Annotated in this window: 17 protein-coding genes; 5 read left to right on the top strand and 12 right to left on the bottom strand. The window is 58.7% G+C overall.

Annotated elements, in window-relative coordinates; translation table 11 throughout:
- Positions 1 to 68 precede the first annotated feature (68 nt).
- The 4 genes from OUO13_RS06430 (at position 69) to OUO13_RS06445 (ending at position 2,901) form a co-directional block, all read left to right on the top strand.
- Positions 69 to 455: a hypothetical protein gene (locus tag OUO13_RS06430; RefSeq protein ID WP_283173037.1), complete on the top strand. Its 387-nt coding sequence runs from the start codon at positions 69 to 71 to the stop codon at positions 453 to 455.
- Positions 452 to 922 (top strand): tetratricopeptide repeat protein, encoded by a 471-nt coding sequence (locus OUO13_RS06435; protein WP_283173038.1) that lies wholly within the window; start codon positions 452 to 454, stop codon positions 920 to 922. Before OUO13_RS06430 ends, OUO13_RS06435 begins: the two co-directional genes overlap by 4 nt.
- A 130-nt stretch (positions 923 to 1,052) precedes the next feature.
- A complete protein-coding gene (locus OUO13_RS06440; RefSeq protein WP_283173039.1) occupies positions 1,053 to 2,276 on the top strand; it encodes a DnaT-like ssDNA-binding domain-containing protein in 1,224 nt (407 codons plus the stop codon).
- Positions 2,200 to 2,901: a replicative helicase loader/inhibitor gene (locus OUO13_RS06445; RefSeq protein ID WP_283173040.1), complete on the top strand. Its 702-nt coding sequence runs from the start codon at positions 2,200 to 2,202 to the stop codon at positions 2,899 to 2,901. The genes OUO13_RS06440 and OUO13_RS06445 overlap by 77 nt, the downstream gene beginning before the upstream one ends.
- Positions 2,902 to 2,933: 32 nt before the next feature.
- On the opposite strand, the gene OUO13_RS06450 is transcribed toward OUO13_RS06445, so the two are convergent.
- Positions 2,934 to 4,127 (bottom strand): DUF3095 domain-containing protein, encoded by a 1,194-nt coding sequence (locus OUO13_RS06450; RefSeq protein ID WP_283173041.1) that lies wholly within the window; start codon positions 4,125 to 4,127, stop codon positions 2,934 to 2,936.
- Between the two features lie 182 nt (positions 4,128 to 4,309).
- On the opposite strand from OUO13_RS06450, the gene OUO13_RS06455 reads away from it, so the two are divergent.
- Positions 4,310 to 4,780: a c-type cytochrome gene (locus OUO13_RS06455; protein WP_283173042.1), complete on the top strand. Its 471-nt coding sequence runs from the start codon at positions 4,310 to 4,312 to the stop codon at positions 4,778 to 4,780.
- 400 nt (positions 4,781 to 5,180) lie between these two features.
- Here the strand turns inward: OUO13_RS06455 and OUO13_RS06460 are convergent, their stop codons facing one another.
- The 11 genes from OUO13_RS06460 to OUO13_RS06510 all read right to left on the bottom strand — a co-directional run bounded on the left by OUO13_RS06460 (position 5,181) and on the right by OUO13_RS06510 (position 17,033).
- Positions 5,181 to 5,813 carry a cytochrome b/b6 domain-containing protein gene (locus OUO13_RS06460; protein WP_283173043.1) on the bottom strand — a complete coding sequence of 211 codons (633 nt, stop codon included), beginning with the start codon at positions 5,811 to 5,813 and terminating at the stop codon, positions 5,181 to 5,183.
- A gap of 900 nt (positions 5,814 to 6,713) precedes the next feature.
- Positions 6,714 to 8,267, bottom strand: a complete 1,554-nt coding sequence (locus tag OUO13_RS06465; protein ID WP_283173044.1) for a methyl-accepting chemotaxis protein — start codon at positions 8,265 to 8,267, stop codon at positions 6,714 to 6,716.
- 96 nt (positions 8,268 to 8,363) lie between these two features.
- On the bottom strand, positions 8,364 to 8,963 hold the full coding sequence (locus OUO13_RS06470) for an HvfX family Cu-binding RiPP maturation protein (RefSeq protein ID WP_283173045.1): 600 nt from the start codon (positions 8,961 to 8,963) through the stop codon (positions 8,364 to 8,366).
- A 128-nt stretch (positions 8,964 to 9,091) separates the two neighbouring features.
- Positions 9,092 to 9,451, bottom strand: coding sequence for an HvfA family oxazolone/thioamide-modified RiPP metallophore (locus OUO13_RS06475; protein ID WP_283173046.1), 360 nt, complete (start codon positions 9,449 to 9,451; stop codon positions 9,092 to 9,094).
- 94 nt (positions 9,452 to 9,545) lie between these two features.
- On the bottom strand, positions 9,546 to 9,773 hold the full coding sequence (locus tag OUO13_RS06480; RefSeq protein ID WP_283173047.1) for a zf-HC2 domain-containing protein: 228 nt from the start codon (positions 9,771 to 9,773) through the stop codon (positions 9,546 to 9,548).
- The gene (locus OUO13_RS06485; protein WP_283173048.1) at positions 9,770 to 10,372 is read right to left on the bottom strand and encodes a sigma-70 family RNA polymerase sigma factor; all 603 of its coding nucleotides are present in this window, start codon (positions 10,370 to 10,372) and stop codon (positions 9,770 to 9,772) included. The genes OUO13_RS06480 and OUO13_RS06485 overlap by 4 nt, the downstream gene beginning before the upstream one ends.
- Positions 10,373 to 10,536: 164 nt before the next feature.
- Positions 10,537 to 11,580: a hydrogenase expression/formation protein HypE gene (gene hypE, locus OUO13_RS06490; RefSeq protein WP_283173049.1), complete on the bottom strand. Its 1,044-nt coding sequence runs from the start codon at positions 11,578 to 11,580 to the stop codon at positions 10,537 to 10,539.
- Positions 11,581 to 11,595: 15 nt separating this feature from the next.
- The gene (gene hypD / locus OUO13_RS06495) at positions 11,596 to 12,777 is read right to left on the bottom strand and encodes a hydrogenase formation protein HypD (RefSeq protein WP_283173050.1); all 1,182 of its coding nucleotides are present in this window, start codon (positions 12,775 to 12,777) and stop codon (positions 11,596 to 11,598) included.
- Positions 12,774 to 13,049, bottom strand: coding sequence for a HypC/HybG/HupF family hydrogenase formation chaperone (locus tag OUO13_RS06500; protein WP_283173051.1), 276 nt, complete (start codon positions 13,047 to 13,049; stop codon positions 12,774 to 12,776). Before OUO13_RS06500 ends, hypD begins: the two co-directional genes overlap by 4 nt.
- Positions 13,050 to 13,113: 64 nt before the next feature.
- On the bottom strand, positions 13,114 to 15,558 hold the full coding sequence (hypF, locus tag OUO13_RS06505) for a carbamoyltransferase HypF (RefSeq protein ID WP_283173052.1): 2,445 nt from the start codon (positions 15,556 to 15,558) through the stop codon (positions 13,114 to 13,116).
- Positions 15,558 to 17,033: a sigma-54-dependent transcriptional regulator gene (locus OUO13_RS06510; protein ID WP_283173053.1), complete on the bottom strand. Its 1,476-nt coding sequence runs from the start codon at positions 17,031 to 17,033 to the stop codon at positions 15,558 to 15,560. The genes hypF and OUO13_RS06510 overlap by 1 nt, the downstream gene beginning before the upstream one ends.

The raw sequence follows: 17,033 nt of genomic DNA on the forward strand, positions 1-17,033 counted from the left end.
GATAATAATTATCACATACATTTCAACCCTGAAATTTGTCAGGAACATTCCGGATCAGGAGGCTGGTGATGTCGTCGGAAACTGCATTTGACCGATTTATGGAATTGCTGGAACTGCGTCAGAACGTGCGATACGGCCACCAGCCGCTCGCCAAACACCAGCTGCAGCGCTGGAGCCAACTCGAACAAAGCGGCTTTGCCAACCTCTGCAATTGCCAGAAGCGCAAAGTCTACCATCAGCAGTTTCGCCTCCTGATTGACACCATTGGCGACGAACTCGTGAATATCGAATGGCGAAGACTGTGCGTTCGTCAGATTTTGTATACCCTGCAAGGGCTGCAAAGCATCAGCCACTCTGCCCCCCATAAAGAGCGACTACTGACACTGGAAGACGAGCTCTACCAGATTTGTCAGTACGCATTGCCCACTATTGGCCAACAGGCGGACCCGGTATGAACACCCTTGGCACCACAAACCCTCGCTGCTTGCCCGGCAGCTGGCTGCAACGCGGCCAGCGCCTGCAACAAGGCGGCTGTTACGATCAGGCGATTTATTGTTACCAGCAAGGTCTGAACGACCTGTTCCAGCGTCCTGATGCCGATGCCGTGCGTCCGCATCTGGTGTTATTGCTGGGCCTTGCCGATTGTTATCTGGCCCTCAAACGTCCGGAAATGGCACTGGTAAAACTCGACCGCTGCTGCCGTTATCTGGCCGAATGCCAGACCAACTGCCCTGGCCAAACCCTGCAATCAGCGATCAAGCACCTGCTTGGTGTCTGGCCGGATTACCAGTACCGCATTGGCGCCCAACGTCCACAACTGGGCGAATGGATGGCACAGTTCAGTGGTGCCGACCGTTACCTGCCCAACGTGGCAGCCGCGGCAACACCTGCGATATCCACAACACCCCGGGTTTTACACTGAGGTGTCAGCGCTCAAGACGGTAAAAAGCGCCGGCAAAACGCGCTAGAATGTTGGACTGGCGCTGGTTTGACACCAGCCCCGGCAGTCCTGCTACGGACTGCACCCTGTCCACGTTTTGCCGGAACCCCGAATGAGCCATCATCCGCTGTTTAACGACACCGTGATTCCGTTGTCCGTTACCCTCGCCGCCACCATTGGCCTCGAGGACGCCCTGCTGCTGACCGTGATTCACGACGCCGCACGGGTGCAAGGACAATCACGGGTTTTCCTGCGCAGGGAATTCCTGCGCCAGCAGCTGGCCTTCTGGGATGACGTCAGTATTCGCCGTATTCTCGCCAGTCTGATCGACAAGGGTCTGCTGGCGTTGTACAGCCCCATGTATCCGGAAAGCCAGGAACTGGTGGTGGATCTCGATGTGCAGCAAAGCATGCCGCAGCCTCGGGTTGAAAATCCGCAGCCAGCCAATAGCCACCAGCGTTACCAACCAGCTCCGGCACGGGATTATTACTCGCCAGCGGCGGCAGCCATTACCCAGCCGCAAGCCGCTCATCCGGCCGGTAATCGGCATGCGCCCATTTCCAGCCAGTGGCAACCCTCACAGGACTGCCTGACGCGGCTGCAGCAGCACGGTATTCCGCTGAGTTTTATCTGGGCCCAGCTCGACGAGTTTCAGCTCAAGGGGCAAGAACAGGGTGCCAACCGCAACGACTGGAACACCCGTTTTTTCCGCTTTGTGAAAGCCCAGTGGACCTACGCCCAGAATGACGCCGGCCGTCAGCAGCGCCAGCTGGATGAAGAAAAAGAACGCACCGCGTTCCGGATTGCCGCTGACGAAGCGACGCCAATCAGCAGCGACTGGCGTCCGAGCGACGATGCCATCAGCATCCTGCAACGCTCCGGTATCGAAACCCTGTTTATCGAAGACGCCATTCCCGAGTTTGTACTCTACTGGGCCGAACGAGGTGATGCCGTCAAAACCTGGAATACCAAGTTTATCCAGCATATTCGCCAGCAATGGGCCCGTTACAGCTCAAGCCTGGAACACTCCAGCCTGCCACTGCCCATCACCAATAACTGGCAGCCATCGCAGGACTGTTACGACATTCTGGCACTGGCACACATTGATACCGAATTTGCCCGCCGCAAGGTGGCCGAATTTGTGTTGTACTGGCGGGATTCCGGTCAGGCCCACAACAGCTGGAACAGCCGCTTCCTGCAATATGTGAAGCAGGAATGGGCCAAACAACTGAACCGACCGATTGCCTCAGGAGGAAAGGATGGACAAGCAATTACTCGAGCGGGTGACACAACCGCTGGGGCATCCCTCGACCAGCTCCTCGACAACGACTGGTGATACCCCGGGCGTTAACGAACCGCGCCGCGACTATGAAACCGGTACGGGCCCGAGCCCACAGCAACGCGATGCCATCAACCAGATCTTTGCGTTGCTGCGCTACAACTATCACAACCAGTTCACCAAGGCCTTCCCCGATCTTGAAGCGGTCAAGACCGGCAAACGCCTGTGGCTGAATCTGCTGGCAGAATACCCAGCCGACGTGTTGTTAAAAGCCGCCGAACGGGCGGTCAAAGAATGCACCTGGTTACCCAACGTTCATGAAATCATTGTGCGTTGTGATCTCGCATCAAGCCTGGGTGTGCCAGACAGCTGGAATGCCTATCTGGAAGCCTGCCGTGCACCAACCCCCAAACGCGAGCAGCGCTGGAGCCATCCGATTGTGTATCTGGCCGGTAAAGCCAGTGACTGGTTTTTCCTCGCCAACAATATCGAGGAAGTGGCCTACCCGGTGTACGAACGCAACTACGCCATCCTGCTGCGCCGCCTGCTGGCAGGTGAAGCACTCGACCTGCCGATGGAAAAAGGTCTGCCCGACCATGTTGAGCATCCGTTGCCACGTCAGGAACAACAGCAGCGCCTGCGTGACCTGATCGCCGATTTCGACCATCCCGGACGTTCCTGATCTGCCACTGCCCGCCAGCCGGGCAGTTATCCTCAACCGCTGGCCGCCGCCAGAGTCGCCAGCTGCTGCTTCAGACCTTGTGCCGCCAGCGCATAACCCCCCTTGTCACCATCCAGAAAGTGCACATGGTTGTTCACATAATCCGTGACCAGACAGGTCATCAGCGCCGCGTCACTGACATGCACACCGTAGACCAGACGACCGGCACTGTGTTGCTGCTGTAACCATTCGAGTAAACGCACGCGCTGCTCGCGGTCGACCGCAATCACCATCCGTAACTGATCATCACACTTCTGGAAATCGCTGTTGGCCAGCAAACGTTGCCGATACCCGCGCCAGCCATTTTCCGACTGGTCGGTTTTCATCAGATAACGCCCAGCCAATAACAACAGGAAAACCTGCCAGCGATAACACCAGCGTTGCCAGGTGCTGCTGTCGGGCAGCCGGATACGCGCCTCGGTTTCAATGTCTCGTGGGGTTGATACCAGTTTGAGCTGGCGTTCCTGCAGTGGGTGGTAATCGGCCTCACTGCCACAAATGGACTCCAGCACCTCCAGCACCTGGCGGTACAAAGCGCCCCGTGCCTGAGGTTCTGAACTGAGCGGCTGCACCAGCAAACTCAGGGTTTCATCACGATGACTGGGCACTGTTTGCCAGCGGCATTCGTAACCGCTGAAATCCGCTAACGGCTGATAGGCAAGCTCACTGATCCGGTAGATAGCAGGTAAATCCGGCTGTTTCAGCCATTGCTCGGCCAGCGCCAGACCACCGCCCTGAAACATAGCCTGGGCAAAATGTGGCGATGGCTGATAACGTGCCACGGTAACATCCGCTCCCTGCACCCGCACCGCCAGCACTGGAATCAGGGCAATCCGCAATTCCAGCCCGAAATCACGGCGGGCCAGTTCCTGCACCGCCAGCAAGGCATTCCCCACCGCCTGCTGACATTCCGGCGGACAGGCCACACTGATGCCATCACCACCAAAAGCATACGGAACTTCGCACGGCCGACAGGCATTCAGCACCGCCACCATAGCGGCAGCACTCACCGAGTTTACGTCCCGATAACGGCCATCGTTAATGGCCCTGGTCGATGCACGAATATCGGCAAGCACCAGCCACCAGTCATCTGGCAGCGGCTGGTACCAATCGCTGCGGGTCAGTTCGGCAAAATCGGTAAATACCGGCAAACGCTGATAAAACTGCATGGAAGAATGATAACTCATGACTTCCCTCTCTCAGCAAACTCACTGTTCAGTGTAAGCAGCACTGCTCGCCAATGACCAACCGCTTGCTGCACAATCGGAGAAAATAATCATGTCATGAGACAAGTGGCGGGAATTCTTTTGTTATTCACCACTCTCATGTCGCTGGTTTGCTTTTAACACCGTGACGTCCTGGAGGGACCATGAACAATCGAATGCTGAAATCTACCCTGGGCAAAATCGCCTGTCTGACCCTGGCCACTGCCGTGATTCCGGCCGCCTGGGCCTTCAAGGATGCTGATGAAGCCATCGAATACCGTCAGTCCGCGTTTGTACTGATCGGTGAGCAGGTCAGCCAGATGGGCGCCATGATCCGTAACGAAAAGCCGTTTGACGCCGCCGAATTCAAATACCGCGCTGACAGCGTCGCCGCCCTGTCACTGATGCCGCTGGAAGGCTTTATGTACCCAGGCTCCGACAAGGGTGAAACCAAGGCCAAACCGGAAATCTGGGAAAACACTGAAGACTTCAGCAAGCGTCTGAAAACCTTTCAGGACCAGGCCGCAGCACTGTCCAAAGCTGCCGCCGGTGGTGATCTGGCAGCCGCCAAACCGGCCTTTATGGACGTCATGAAAAACTGCAAAAGCTGCCACACCGATTACAAGAATCGCTGACAGCCAGGCCGGAAGCAGAGCTTCCGGCCTGCCCTAGCCTGATCGTCGATTGCCGAATTTGCCCAGCGCAGCTGGCTGCATCATGCCCATCTGGGCGAGCCGGTTTGAATCGCAACGGCCGACCCGGCCGGGGCATGGATGCCCCGCAAGGCCAGGTGGCACAGGGATGTGCCGTCTGGCCGGGGTCGATAAGCCGTTGTCGGTGAAAACCGGAAAAACGAGCCCAGTCGGGCAAAAGCAGGGGGAGGCCCGCCCGGCCGGGGGACAAGGTCCCCAAAGAGGGCATACGGTTGTGCCAATTAACAAGCTGTGCAGATCTTGCCCATCGGATGGGGAACGAAGCGTAAGCGCTTGATTGGTCGACATTCGCGCCTCAGGCGCTGCTCTCACCCTAACCTGATCAGCCGATCCAATAGTGCAGCCCGGCCGACGTCACACCAAACACCAGCCATGCAGGCCACACCGAACGCAGTTGTGGAGCCACCAGCCCCTGCAGATCCGGGCGTTTGCCGGTCACCATGGCAGGCACCAGACGTTCACCACGACGGGCATGAATCACCACCGCCAGCACATGTAATACCACCAGACCAAGCAGGATATTGAAGTTCAGATGGTGGTACTGACTCAGTAACTCTACGGTTTCATCCGACACATGCGCCACCAGCGGCCCTTCGGTAAAAATCTCGTCACTGCTGAACAGGCCAGATACAAACTGCAGACCAATGACCAGCAACAGCGCCAACACCATCAAGGCCCCCAGCGGGTTATGACCCACCGAATGGCCACTCTTGCCGGTTAACATGCCACGGGCAAACGCGGTAACCGCCGCCGGGCCTTTGACAAACGAGCAGAAACGCGCGGTTTCTGAACCAGCCACGCCCCAGAACAGACGACTCAGCCACAAGGCTCCCAGCACCGCCGCCAGACGCAGGTGCCATTCCATCTCACCCACCTCGGCGCTCCACCAGAGGCCACCCAACAATCCCACCTGCAACCAGTGGTATACCCGTATGTAACTGTCCCAGACTTTCATTCGTTCTCTCCGTTTGTCATCCCGACACAGACCCCGGGCAGGATCAGAAGTTGCCCGATGCCCACAGAGCAGACCTTACCCCTGACGGGCGGCTTTGTGAATCAGATGGGGATCTCGCAGAGTATCGGACGTAGAGTCCGATCTTGTGGGCATAAATTCCCACACTACAACAATCACCAACACCGCTTTCACCCAGCGCAGCTGGCTGCTAAATGCCCATCTGGGCGAGCCGGGATTCACCGCAACGGCCGACCCGGCCGGGGCATGGATGCCCCGCCAGACCCGTTGGCACAGGGATGTGCCATCGGGTCGGGGTCGAACTGCCGTTGTCGGGGAATATCGGAAAAACGAGCCCAGTCGGGCAAAAGCAGGGGGAGGCCCGCCCGGCCGGGGGACAAGGTCCCCCAAGAGGGCAAACAGCCGGGCCAATTAACAAACCGAGTCGCCGCAAAGCGCCAGACGCCAGATCCGATCGCGGCCCGGCCAGACGTCGATCAAGTACAAACCGCAGCATTCCCACGCGGAGCATGGGAACGAGAATAAATCATCACCGAGCTAACCCACCGAAGGTGGCTACCCAATGCCCATCTGGGCGAGCCGGGATTCACCGCAACGGCCGACCCGGCCGGGGCATGGATGCCCCGCCAGACCCGTTGGCACAGGGACGTGCCATCGGGCCGGGGTCGAACAGCCGTTGTCGGGGAATATCGGAAAAACGAGCCCAGTCGGGCAAAAGCAGGGGGAGGCCCGCCCGGCCGGGGGACAAGGTCCCCCAAGAGGGCAAACGGCCAAGCCAATTAGCCACAAAGCGCCAGACGTCAAATCCGATCGCGGCCCGGCCAGACACCAGACACCAGACACCAGACACCAGACACCAGACACCAGACGTCGGAGGTAAATCTAGCGCCGGAACCTCAGCACCATCTCATGCAGATTATCCGCCGTACGATCCAGCTCCCGAATACTGTCCGTCGCAGCTGCGGCCTTATCGAGGCTTTTCACCGCCAACTCATTCACCGCCATAATCTTGTGACGAATATCGTCCGACACATGCGCCTGCTCTTCCACCGCAGCCGCCATCTGGATCGACATCGAGGCAATACTGCCCACCGCATCACTGATGCCGTTGAGCATATCCTCGGTTTCGCGCACCCGTTTCACGCCCTCTTCGGCTCCGGCCTTGCCACTGTCGGCAACCGCGACCGATTGCTGCGCCTTGGTGGTGAGGCCACTGATAATCGAATGAATTTCTCGGGTCGATTCCTGGGTGCGTAGCGCCAGCTGGCGAACTTCATCGGCCACAACCGCAAAACCCCGTCCCTGTTCACCGGCGCGGGCGGCTTCAATGGCGGCGTTTAATGCCAGCAGGTTGGTCTGGTCGGCGATCTGCTCGATCATCTGGGCGGCACGGGCGATGTGCTGGGTTTGCCCCGACAGTTCCAGTACCGAGCTGCTGATGTTATCAACGGTGTCGCGTAACTGTTCGATGCTGGAACGTGCAGTTTCAGCCATATCACGGCCCGACAACGCCATCTTGCGGGCATCTTCGGCACGCTGGGCGGTGTTATGCACATGGCTGGACACTTCGGAAATGGCCGATGACATTTCCTGTACCGCCTGCGCCATGGGTTCAATCTGGCGTTGTTGCTGGTGCATGCCATCACTGCAGGCTTCAGCCTGAATCAGACCGGCATGAGCCGCACCGGAGGCTTTGGCGGCGGAGTCTTCGATACGGGTCATGATGGTATCGAGGTGTGAATGCATCCCCATAATGGCGACCTTGAGGCGCCCCTGATCGGGTTTGTCATCGGTATAGGCCATCACCGCCAGATCATCACCAACACCGTCTCCGAGCAACTCATTCAGCATTTGGGTCTGGCGCTTGCTGCGCAGTTTGCTGGCAATCATATGGCCGGCATAACCACCGGCCAGCAGCAGTCCGGCGAGTTCATGATGACCCGCCAGATACACACCACTGCCCCCCAGCCAGGCACCAACGGCCAGCAGGGTTTCTACCGATGGCCATTGCACCGTGCTGGCCTTGCCGGATTGGTTGATGCGTTGATACAGGCGTTCGGCGCGTTCTTTCTGGACGGCGGTCGGGCAAGAACGTACCGACTCGTACCCCACAATCTGGCCCTTGTCGGAGATGGGGGTAACGTAGGCATTCACCCAGTAATAGTCGCCGTTCTTGCAGCGGTTTTTCACCAGTCCCATCCAGGGTTCACCTTTTTTGAGGTGATCCCACATGTTGGCAAACGCGGCCACCGGCATCTCCGGATGACGAATCAGGTTGTGTGGCTGACCAATCAGTTCGTCGCGGGTAAAACCACTGATCTGCACAAAGTCATCATTGCAGTAGGTAATCCGGCCCTTGAGATCGGTGCCTGATATCAGTTTTTGCTGAGGTGTAAACGTCCGTTCGGTACGGGTAACCGGCTGGTTCTGGCGCATGGCGAATCAATCCTGAAGAAGATCCTTCGGTAAAGACTAGTTCAGCCCATCAGACCTGCCAGCCACCTTTGCCAGTCCAGTCACAGAATCCGACATTCAGCGCCAGTACCGCGCCAGCCAGTAATCCAGGCTGGTAAAACGGCCACCGCCGGTAAAAAACAGGCTCAGCAACATCACAAAATAGGTGGCAGCAAACTCAATGCCATTGTTCAGAATCACGATGGAACCACGACCGGTTAACCAGTCGTAATGACCGTGGGTCTGCAAAATCTCGCGGGCTTTCTGCAAACGATCCGCAGCTTCAAACACCCGTTCGTTGGCCAGCCAGCTGCTGCTGTCAGCAACCGCCAGCCAGCCATTGGGCCAGTGTACGGCGAATATGGCCACCAGCATGGTGATCATCAACGGCACACTGATCCAGCGCACCAGCAATCCCAGCACCAGCAGTCCCCCTCCCACCAGCTCGGCACTGGTGGCCAGTGTTGCCATCAAGGTTGGCAGGGGTAACCCCAGCCCCCAGTCAGCATTGCCAAACCATTCCACCGTGCTGTCAAAGTGCTGCCACTTGTTCCAGCCCGCTTGCAGCAGCACCGGAGCCAGATACAAACGCAGCAGCAAAGGAGCCAGACCGTCGGCAATACGGGTCCGGTCGAGCAAGGCCTGACAGTCGGCCGCCCGTTGATGAAGTATGTTCATGATGAAATTCCTGAACGCAGCTCTGACGCGATTGGCGCAGCGCAGCGTTAAAAGAAAGACGGGATGAGTAGAAGGATGATCAGGGCGGTGTGAACCGGTTACACACCGCGCCGGGGATCAGTCAGTGCTTATTTGTCGCTGCCACACTTGCCTTCGCCGCATTTGCCTTCGGCTTTTTTGTCGGCAGCGGCGGCCTGGTTGGTGCCCATATCGGAACCACAGGACCCATCGGCTTTTTTATCAGAACCACAAGAGCCATCGGCTTTTTTATCGGTGCTCATATCGGAACCACAGGAGCCATCACCTTTCTTGTCGGCGCCACAGCTGCCTTCGGCGGTTTTGCCGGCCTGGTTGTCGGCCAGTTGCTGATAACCACCTGCCAGCTCCTGCGATACAAACGGATTGCCAGCAGCCATGGCGGAAGCGCCCAGGCTCAGCAGCAGTGCAGTGGACAGGGTAGCGGCAACCGGTTTGATGGTGTTTTTCATGGAAAGTCTCTCTGACATTAAGCGGGTAGCCCCTTGCTACCCGTTACAGTCTATCAGTCGTTGGCCAGCGCGTTTTATTACAGCGGCGGGCAAATTATTTTTCCACGCCCGACGAACGGTCATCCGGCTTGCCAGAATCCACCGTGTCATCTTCATGGGCGTACATGCGCATCAGGTCACGCAGGCTGTCCATCTGACCATCAAAGTTACGGCAACCACTGCACATCCACAGATGTACCTTGAGGCTGGCTTTTTCCATCAGGTTGAGGCGGCGGTCACGGGCTTCCGACATCAGGCGGGTGGCTTCGCGGCAATTCATCATCGGCTTTTCCCCTGAGGTTCAGCGAACCAGTGATTTTCCAGACATTCACGCAACTGCAAACGGGCGCGATACAGCAGCACATTAAGGTTGCTGGTGGAAACTTCCGCCGCCGCACAAATCTCGGCGCTTTCCAGCTCCAGAAACTCTCGCATCATAAAGACCCGTGCCTGCGCTGCGGGCAGACGGTTGAGGCAGGCATCAAACACCGCCCAGAACTGGCGGTTATGCACCAGACTCTGCGGAGTACTCCAGTGCTGCGGGCGCTCGTCGGCTTGCCAGTGGCCACGCTCGTCAAACAGTTGGTCGTCGCCATCCTCGCCAATATTACAAGCCGAGTCATCAAAGACAGCCGCTTGCCGATATTGGCCACGCAGGCTGTCGGCTATCTTGTGTTTGAGAATGGCAAATACCCAGGTGCGCAAGGCAGAACGGCGGGCAAAGGCCTCGGCATTACGCAGGGCTCCGGCGAGGGCTTCCTGCACCACGTCTTCGGCCTGATGTTCGTCCTTTAACTGCAAACGGGCGAACTTCAGCATCTGATTGCGCAAATCCTGCAGAAACGCGGAATCATTCAAGGGAGATGAAGGCTGATCGGTCACGATGGTTTCCATCCGGGTTATGAGCCCAGCCTTCAACAGAAAGAAAGCCGGTAACGGCGCTCACCATACCAACAGTGTGGCACAGGCCGCAAAGCCAGTGCGGTGGTTATGGAAGCCAGTTACCAGCCATGACGCTCGCGTCCGCCGCCGGACCAGCGTTCAGATCAGCAGATTCGGGGCAGCTGCTCGCCATTAAGCCAATCGACCATACGACGGCCACCAAAGCGGGTGGTCATCTGCACGAAATGATGCGGGTCTTCGATGATCTCGCCGACAATGGCGGCATCACGACCTTTGGGATGTTCACGCAGCAGCGCCAGCAGGGTATCGGCTTCTTCCGGGGCGCAGATGGCAATCAGCTTGCCCTCGTTGGCCACGTACAGAGGGTCGAGCCCGAGAAACTCACAGGCCGACGCCACCACTGGTTTGACCGGAATTGCGGCCTCCTGCAGATGCACCCCTACCCCGGACTGCTGGGCGATTTCATTGAGGGTATTGGCCAGACCACCACGGGTCGGGTCGCGCAGGCAACGCAGGCCCGGCACCCGTCCAACAAAACTCAGTACCAGCTCCTGTAATGACTGGGTGTCGGACTGCAATTCCGATTCAAAGCCGAGGCTTTCCCGTAACGACAGAATCGTCACACCGTGATCACCCATTGAGCCGGAAACCAGCACCTTGTCGCCAGGACGGGCGTTAGCCCCGGATAACTCCACACCTTCCGAAACCGCACCAATGGCGGTGGTGGTGATAAACACACCGTCACCCTTGCCACGTTCCACCACCTTGGTGTCACCGGTGACAATTGGCACCCCGGCTTCACGCGCGGCCTGTGCCATCGACTGCACAATCCGTTTGAGGTCGGCCAGCGGGAAACCCTCTTCCAACACAAACGCCGCCGCCAGATACAAGGGCGCGGCACCATTCATGGCAACGTCGTTCAATGTGCCGTGTACACTCAGGCAACCAATATCACCGCCGGGGAAAAACAGCGGCGCAATCACATGGGCATCGGTGGCCATCACCAAACGGGCACCATCCGGTGAGCAGGGCAAATGCAGCGGCAGAATGGCGCCGTCGTTACCCTGATCGAGAAATTCGTTTTTGAATTCGGAGGCAAACAGCTCACGAATCAGCTGCTGCATGGCGCGACCACCGCTGCCATGCACCATTTCGACCTTGCCGTTTTGCCAATCAATACGGGCCATAACAGTTCTCCTGGCTCAGGCTTCGGTAACGGTGGGAGCAACCGTGACGGCAGGAATACGATCCTTTACCCGGCCGTACTGGTAATACGCAGCACAGGCACCTTCCGACGACACCATACAGGAACCGAGCGGATTGTCCGGGGTGCAAGGGTTATCAAAGAGTTTGCAGTCGCGCGGGTTCTTGAGGCCACGCAACACCTGCGGACACTCACAGGCCTTGTTGTCCTGCGGCAGACGGCTGAGCTGATCGGCATGTTGCTGCAACAGCCCGGCAAAGCGGTATTCGGCATCCAGCGCCCGGTACTGCTCACGAATCTGCAGGGCACTGTTGGGCATAAAACCGAGGCCACGCCATTCAAAGGTATCGCGCAGTTCGAACACCTGCTCTACCACTGCTTTGGCCTTGTGATTACCGCTGTGGGTAACCGCACGGGTGAATTCGTTTTCGACTTCGCAACGACCGTCGTTGAGCTGACGCACCAGCATCAGCACCGCCTGTAATACATCCAGCGGTTCAAATCCGGCAATCACCACCGGGGTGCCGTACTGCGCCGGGAACGGCTCATACGGGTCGGAGCCAATCACGGTACTGACGTAGGCCGGGCCAATAAAACCGTCAATCCGCACGGCTTCGCCGGAACTGCGAGTATCCAGAATGCCGTGCATGGCAGCCGGGGTCAGAACATGGTTGCAGAACACCGACAGGTTCGGCAGCTGCAATCTGGACGCCTGTTCGATCACCACCGCTGTGGGTGGTGTGGTGGTTTCAAAACCGATGGCAAAAAACACCACCTGCTTGTCCGGGTTCTGCTGAGCGATGCGGATACAGTCGGCCGGTGAATACACCATACGCACGTCGTTACCTTCGGCGCGGATTTTCAGCAGACTGGTACGGCCGGAACCCGGCACCCGCAACATATCGCCATAGGTGCAGAGAATCACATCCGGATGTTTGGCTAATGCCATCGCCATATCCAGACGGGCAATTGGCAATACACACACCGGGCAACCGGCGCCATGAATCAGACGAATGTTGGCAGGCAGCAAGTCCGGCAGGCCATAACGGAAAATGGCGTGGGTGTGGCCACCACAAAACTCCATCAGGTGATAGGTACGGCCCGGCTGTACTTCGGCCGCAATCGTGGCGGCCAGCAGACGAGCCAGTTCACCATCGCGGAATTCATCAACGTATTTCATGACACCACCTCACCAGTACCGGGCAGCTCGGCATCGGAGGCCAGTTCCGCTGGCACATCAATGCCCATTTCGGCAAACAGGGCGAGGGTTCGCAGCGCCTCTTCCTCATCCAGTTTTTTCAGGGCAAACCCGACGTGGAGAATGACGTAATCGCCGACTTGCAGGTCATCGACCAGTGCGATGTTGATTTCTTTTTTCAGGCCACCAATGTTGGCGATGGCACTGAACTCGTCGTGGATCTGTTCGATTTGCACCGGAATGGCGAGACACATGCTCATCTCCTCGGCTGTTGGTCACAGGTTGTGAGTGGTTATTGGATGTTGTTATGGGCTGCTGTTATGGATCGGACTGTTGGTTGCCGGATTCCTGCAGGCGCTGGCTGGCAACCCATAACTGGCCAATGGCCAGGCCGCCGTCATTCACCGGCAAGCGGCGTGGCAGCAGGGCTCGAATACCATGCTGCTCAAGCCAGTCGGCCAGCTGCTGGCGCAGCAGGCTGTTCTGGAAGCAGCCGCCCGCCAGCACCAGTGCTGGTGGTAATAACGGATCAAGGTCGAAGTGGCGTAACAGCCACTGCCCCAGCCAGCTCACCAGCTGCACATGGAACAGCGCCGCCACCTGCCCTGCAGGCATACCGGCCCAATATCGTTCGGCCAGTAATTGCAGTAACGGGTAGAGGTCGAGATTGGCACTCTGCGACTCCGGCAAATGCGGCAACAGCAGTGCCGGTTCGCCGTGCTCGCGCAGATAATCGCGGGCCAGGCTTTCCAGCCGCATGGCCGCTTCACCTTCGTAGGTCTGGCGAAAATGCTGGTCGGTACACATGCCGAGGATACCGGCCAACGCATCAAACCAGCGTCCGCCACTGGTGGTCTGTGGACAATTCAGTCCACGCTGCCACTGACGCTCCAGCATGGTCAGCGCCATATCCGATGGCACCTGCAGATGCTGGCGAATCTGTGCCGGTGCATAACCCAACGTCAGCAACAGGCCTGCGGCCATCCGCCAGGGTTCACGACTGGCGCTGTCGGCACCGGGTTGCGGCAGGCTCGCCAGTGAGCCCAGATGGCGGAACTCGGGCCCTTCCAACACCAGCAACTCACCACCACGGCTATGGCCATCCCAGCCCAGACCAAAACCGTCCAGCGCCAGCCCGGCGACGGCATCGTTAAATGGCCAGCCCTGATCGGCCAGCACCGCGGCAATATGAGCCTGATGATGGGGCACCTGAACCAGTGGCACCTGCCATTGCGCCGCCAGCTGCTGGGCGAGGTCGGCACCATAACCTTGCGGATGCAGATCGGTGGCCACCGCCGCCGGTTTGACGTTCAGCAAGGGCAACCAGTGCTGCCAGCTGTCGTCGAGGGCACGGCAGTTATCCGGATGATCAAGATCACCAATATGCTGGGACAAACAGGCCAGCTGCTGGTGATTAAGGGCAATGCTGTTTTTGAGATAACTGCCAAGCGCCAGTACCGACGGCAGGCTGGCCGGAGCCGCCAGATGGAGACTTAACGGTGCCAGCCCACGACCACAACGTTGCAACAGCGGCTGACTGGTCATGGCGTTGATCACGGCATCGTCGTTGCGCACCAGAATCTCGCGGTTGTGTAACAACCACAGGTCGGCAATATCGGCGAGCCCGTCCAGCGCCACCTGATTATCAATCATCAGCGGTTCGCCAGAGCGGTTGGCACTGGTCATCACCAGCGCCAGATCAGGGTCATCAAGCTGCTGTGCGGCCAGATCAAACAGCAGCCGGTGCAGCGGACTCTGCGGCAACATCAAGCCCAGCGCGTCCAGACCCGGTGCCAGCTGGTTAAGAGCATCGGTATGAAAAATCCGCGCCGCATGAGCCTGCGGCACCACCACCACCGGAGCCTGCGGCGACACCAGCCAGGCGCTGGCAGCGGCGTTAAAATGGCCCCAGCAACGCGCCTGATCAGCATCGGCAACCATCACCGCCAGCGGTTTGGTCGGCCGTTGTTTACGCTGGCGCAGACGCTGAATCGCCAGCGGCTGGCGGGCATCACAGGCCAGATGAAAACCACCCACACCCTTGATCGCCACCACCTTGCCTTCGCGTAACTGCTTCAGCACCCGAATCAGCAAGGCATCACTGCCACCGGCTTCGGGCTGGGCAAAGCGTTCCGTGCCGTCGCGTTCCACCAGGGTCAGTTGCGGACCACAAACCGGACAAGCGTTAGGCTGAGCATGGAAACGACGATCCGCCGGGTTGCTGTATTCGGCCAGACAGGCCGGACACTGGGCAAAGGCCGCCATTGAGGTATTGGGGCGATCGTAAGGTAACTGGCGGATCAGGGTGTAACGCGGGCCACACTGGGTGCAGTTGGTAAAGGGATAGTGATAACGGCGGTTGCTGACATCGCGAATGTCGGCAATACAGTCGACACAGGGCGCGGTATCCACCGTTACATCAATGCTGGCGCCAAGCGGATGGGGGCTTCCGGCAATCACAAATCCCGGTGCCAGAATATCCAGCAGCTCCGGTGCCTGCTGCGAGACGATGTCACGAATATTGGCCAGTGCCGGGGCCTGCCGTTGCAGATCCCGAATCAGCCCCGCCAACTGCGATTCCCGAATCAGGGTTTCCAACACCACGGTGCCAGCATCGTTAAACACCCGGCCGCTCAGCCCGGCCGCGGTCATCAGCCGGTACACAAACGGCCGGAATCCGACCCCTTGCACCTGGCCACTGATGCGTAACCGCCAGCCCTGCAGCGGCCCGAGGTGATCAGGCTGACAACGCTGGGGAGCCATCAGGCCAGCGGCTCCAGACCGTACCGTTCCAGTTTGGCGCGCAGCCCCACTCGTGACAGGCCCAGCTCGTCGGCGGCTCGGCTTTTGTTCCAGCGGTGGCGGATCATGGTTTCACGCAGCAGCTGTTTCTCCAGCAGCTCGGTTTTGTCCTTGAGGGTACTGCCTTCGCTCCAGCCTTCCTGACGACGTAACAAGGCTTCCAGAATCGGTTCCGGCTCGTCACTGTCGGGCAGGTTGCGCAACAAACGCGGGCTGATGAGTTCGGCACCAATCAGGTCCTGTTCGGCCAGCACCAGCATACGGCGGATTTCGTTCTGTAATTCACGGACGTTGCCGGGCCAATGCCAGTGTTTGAGCGCGGTCATGGCTTCTTCACTGAAACCACGCGCCGGTTTGGCAAAACTCTGGCTGGCCTGACGCAGGAAATGCCCGGCCAGCACCGGAATATCCATGCGCCGGGCCGCCAGTGGTGGCAGCGTCATGGTCATTTCGGCCAGACGGTAATACAGGTCTTCGCGGAAACGCCCGGCCGCCACTTCGGCTTCGAGGTCGCGGTTGGTGGCGGCAATAATACGCACATCCACCGCGCGGCGTTTTTCATCGCCAACCCGGCGCACTTCTTTTTCCTGCAGAACCCGCAGCAACATGACCTGGAACGCCGGTGAAATATCACCGATTTCATCCAGAAACAGGGTGCCGCCGTCGGCCTGTTCAAACAGACCGGCGTGATCATGCATGGCGCCGGTAAACGCGCCCTTGCGATGGCCAAACAGTTCCGAGGCCAGCAGGTCATCCGGCATGGCACCACAGTTTTCCACCACAAACGGCTGGTCGGCGCGCAGGCTGTTGTAATGCAGGGCACGGGCAAACAGTTCCTTGCCAGTACCGGACGGGCCATTGATCAGCACCGCAATGTCATAAGGGGCGATCCGTTTGACCCGTTCACAAATTCCCTGCAATGGGCTGTCGCTGGCACGCACAATTTCATCGAGGGCAAACTGCTGACGCAGGCGTGCCTTTTTCTCTTCAATACGGGATTCGGCCTGATTGGCGGTGAGGCGGATTTCGGTGGCCAGCAGGGTGTTTTCACTTTCCAGCGCCACCAGCCGACAGGCGTTTCGCAAGGCCAGCAGCAGGTGGTCCGGGTGCCAGGGTTTGGTGATGTACTGGAAAATCCCGGCCTCGTTCAGGCCACGAATAATATCTTCGGAATCGGTATAACCCGACAGGATCAGGCGTGCGGTATCCGGCCACTGCTGACGCACCCGGATCAGTAATTCGACCCCGCTCGTGCCGGGCATGCGCTGATCACACAACACCGCCGCCACGCGCTGCTGCTCCAGCAGCTGCAGTGCTTCACTGGCACTGCGCGCGCACACCACGTCGAACTCTTCATCGAGGGTCCGTTCGAGGGTTTCCAGCGAGCGCGGTTCATCATCCACACAGAGGATGGTATGGCGGCGGACGGCGTTCAT

Source organism: Parathalassolituus penaei, assembly GCF_026626885.1.
Classification (GTDB): domain Bacteria; phylum Pseudomonadota; class Gammaproteobacteria; order Pseudomonadales; family Oceanobacteraceae; genus Oceanobacter; species Oceanobacter penaei.

Coding starts and splice junctions, on each gene's coding strand:
- OUO13_RS06430 (WP_283173037.1), top strand. CDS start 69: ATGTCGTCGGAAACTGCATTTGACCGATTTATGGAATTGCTGGAACTG.
- OUO13_RS06435 (WP_283173038.1), top strand. CDS start 452: ATGAACACCCTTGGCACCACAAACCCTCGCTGCTTGCCCGGCAGCTGG.
- OUO13_RS06440 (WP_283173039.1), top strand. CDS start 1,053: ATGAGCCATCATCCGCTGTTTAACGACACCGTGATTCCGTTGTCCGTT.
- OUO13_RS06445 (WP_283173040.1), top strand. CDS start 2,200: ATGGACAAGCAATTACTCGAGCGGGTGACACAACCGCTGGGGCATCCC.
- OUO13_RS06450 (WP_283173041.1), bottom strand. CDS start 4,127: ATGAGTTATCATTCTTCCATGCAGTTTTATCAGCGTTTGCCGGTATTT.
- OUO13_RS06455 (WP_283173042.1), top strand. CDS start 4,310: ATGAACAATCGAATGCTGAAATCTACCCTGGGCAAAATCGCCTGTCTG.
- OUO13_RS06460 (WP_283173043.1), bottom strand. CDS start 5,813: ATGAAAGTCTGGGACAGTTACATACGGGTATACCACTGGTTGCAGGTG.
- OUO13_RS06465 (WP_283173044.1), bottom strand. CDS start 8,267: ATGCGCCAGAACCAGCCGGTTACCCGTACCGAACGGACGTTTACACCT.
- OUO13_RS06470 (WP_283173045.1), bottom strand. CDS start 8,963: ATGAACATACTTCATCAACGGGCGGCCGACTGTCAGGCCTTGCTCGAC.
- OUO13_RS06475 (WP_283173046.1), bottom strand. CDS start 9,451: ATGAAAAACACCATCAAACCGGTTGCCGCTACCCTGTCCACTGCACTG.
- OUO13_RS06480 (WP_283173047.1), bottom strand. CDS start 9,773: ATGATGAATTGCCGCGAAGCCACCCGCCTGATGTCGGAAGCCCGTGAC.
- hypE (WP_283173049.1), bottom strand. CDS start 11,580: ATGGCCCGTATTGATTGGCAAAACGGCAAGGTCGAAATGGTGCATGGC.
- hypD (WP_283173050.1), bottom strand. CDS start 12,777: ATGAAATACGTTGATGAATTCCGCGATGGTGAACTGGCTCGTCTGCTG.
- OUO13_RS06500 (WP_283173051.1), bottom strand. CDS start 13,049: ATGTGTCTCGCCATTCCGGTGCAAATCGAACAGATCCACGACGAGTTC.
- hypF (WP_283173052.1), bottom strand. CDS start 15,558: ATGGCTCCCCAGCGTTGTCAGCCTGATCACCTCGGGCCGCTGCAGGGC.
- OUO13_RS06510 (WP_283173053.1), bottom strand. CDS start 17,033: ATGAACGCCGTCCGCCGCCATACCATCCTCTGTGTGGATGATGAACCG.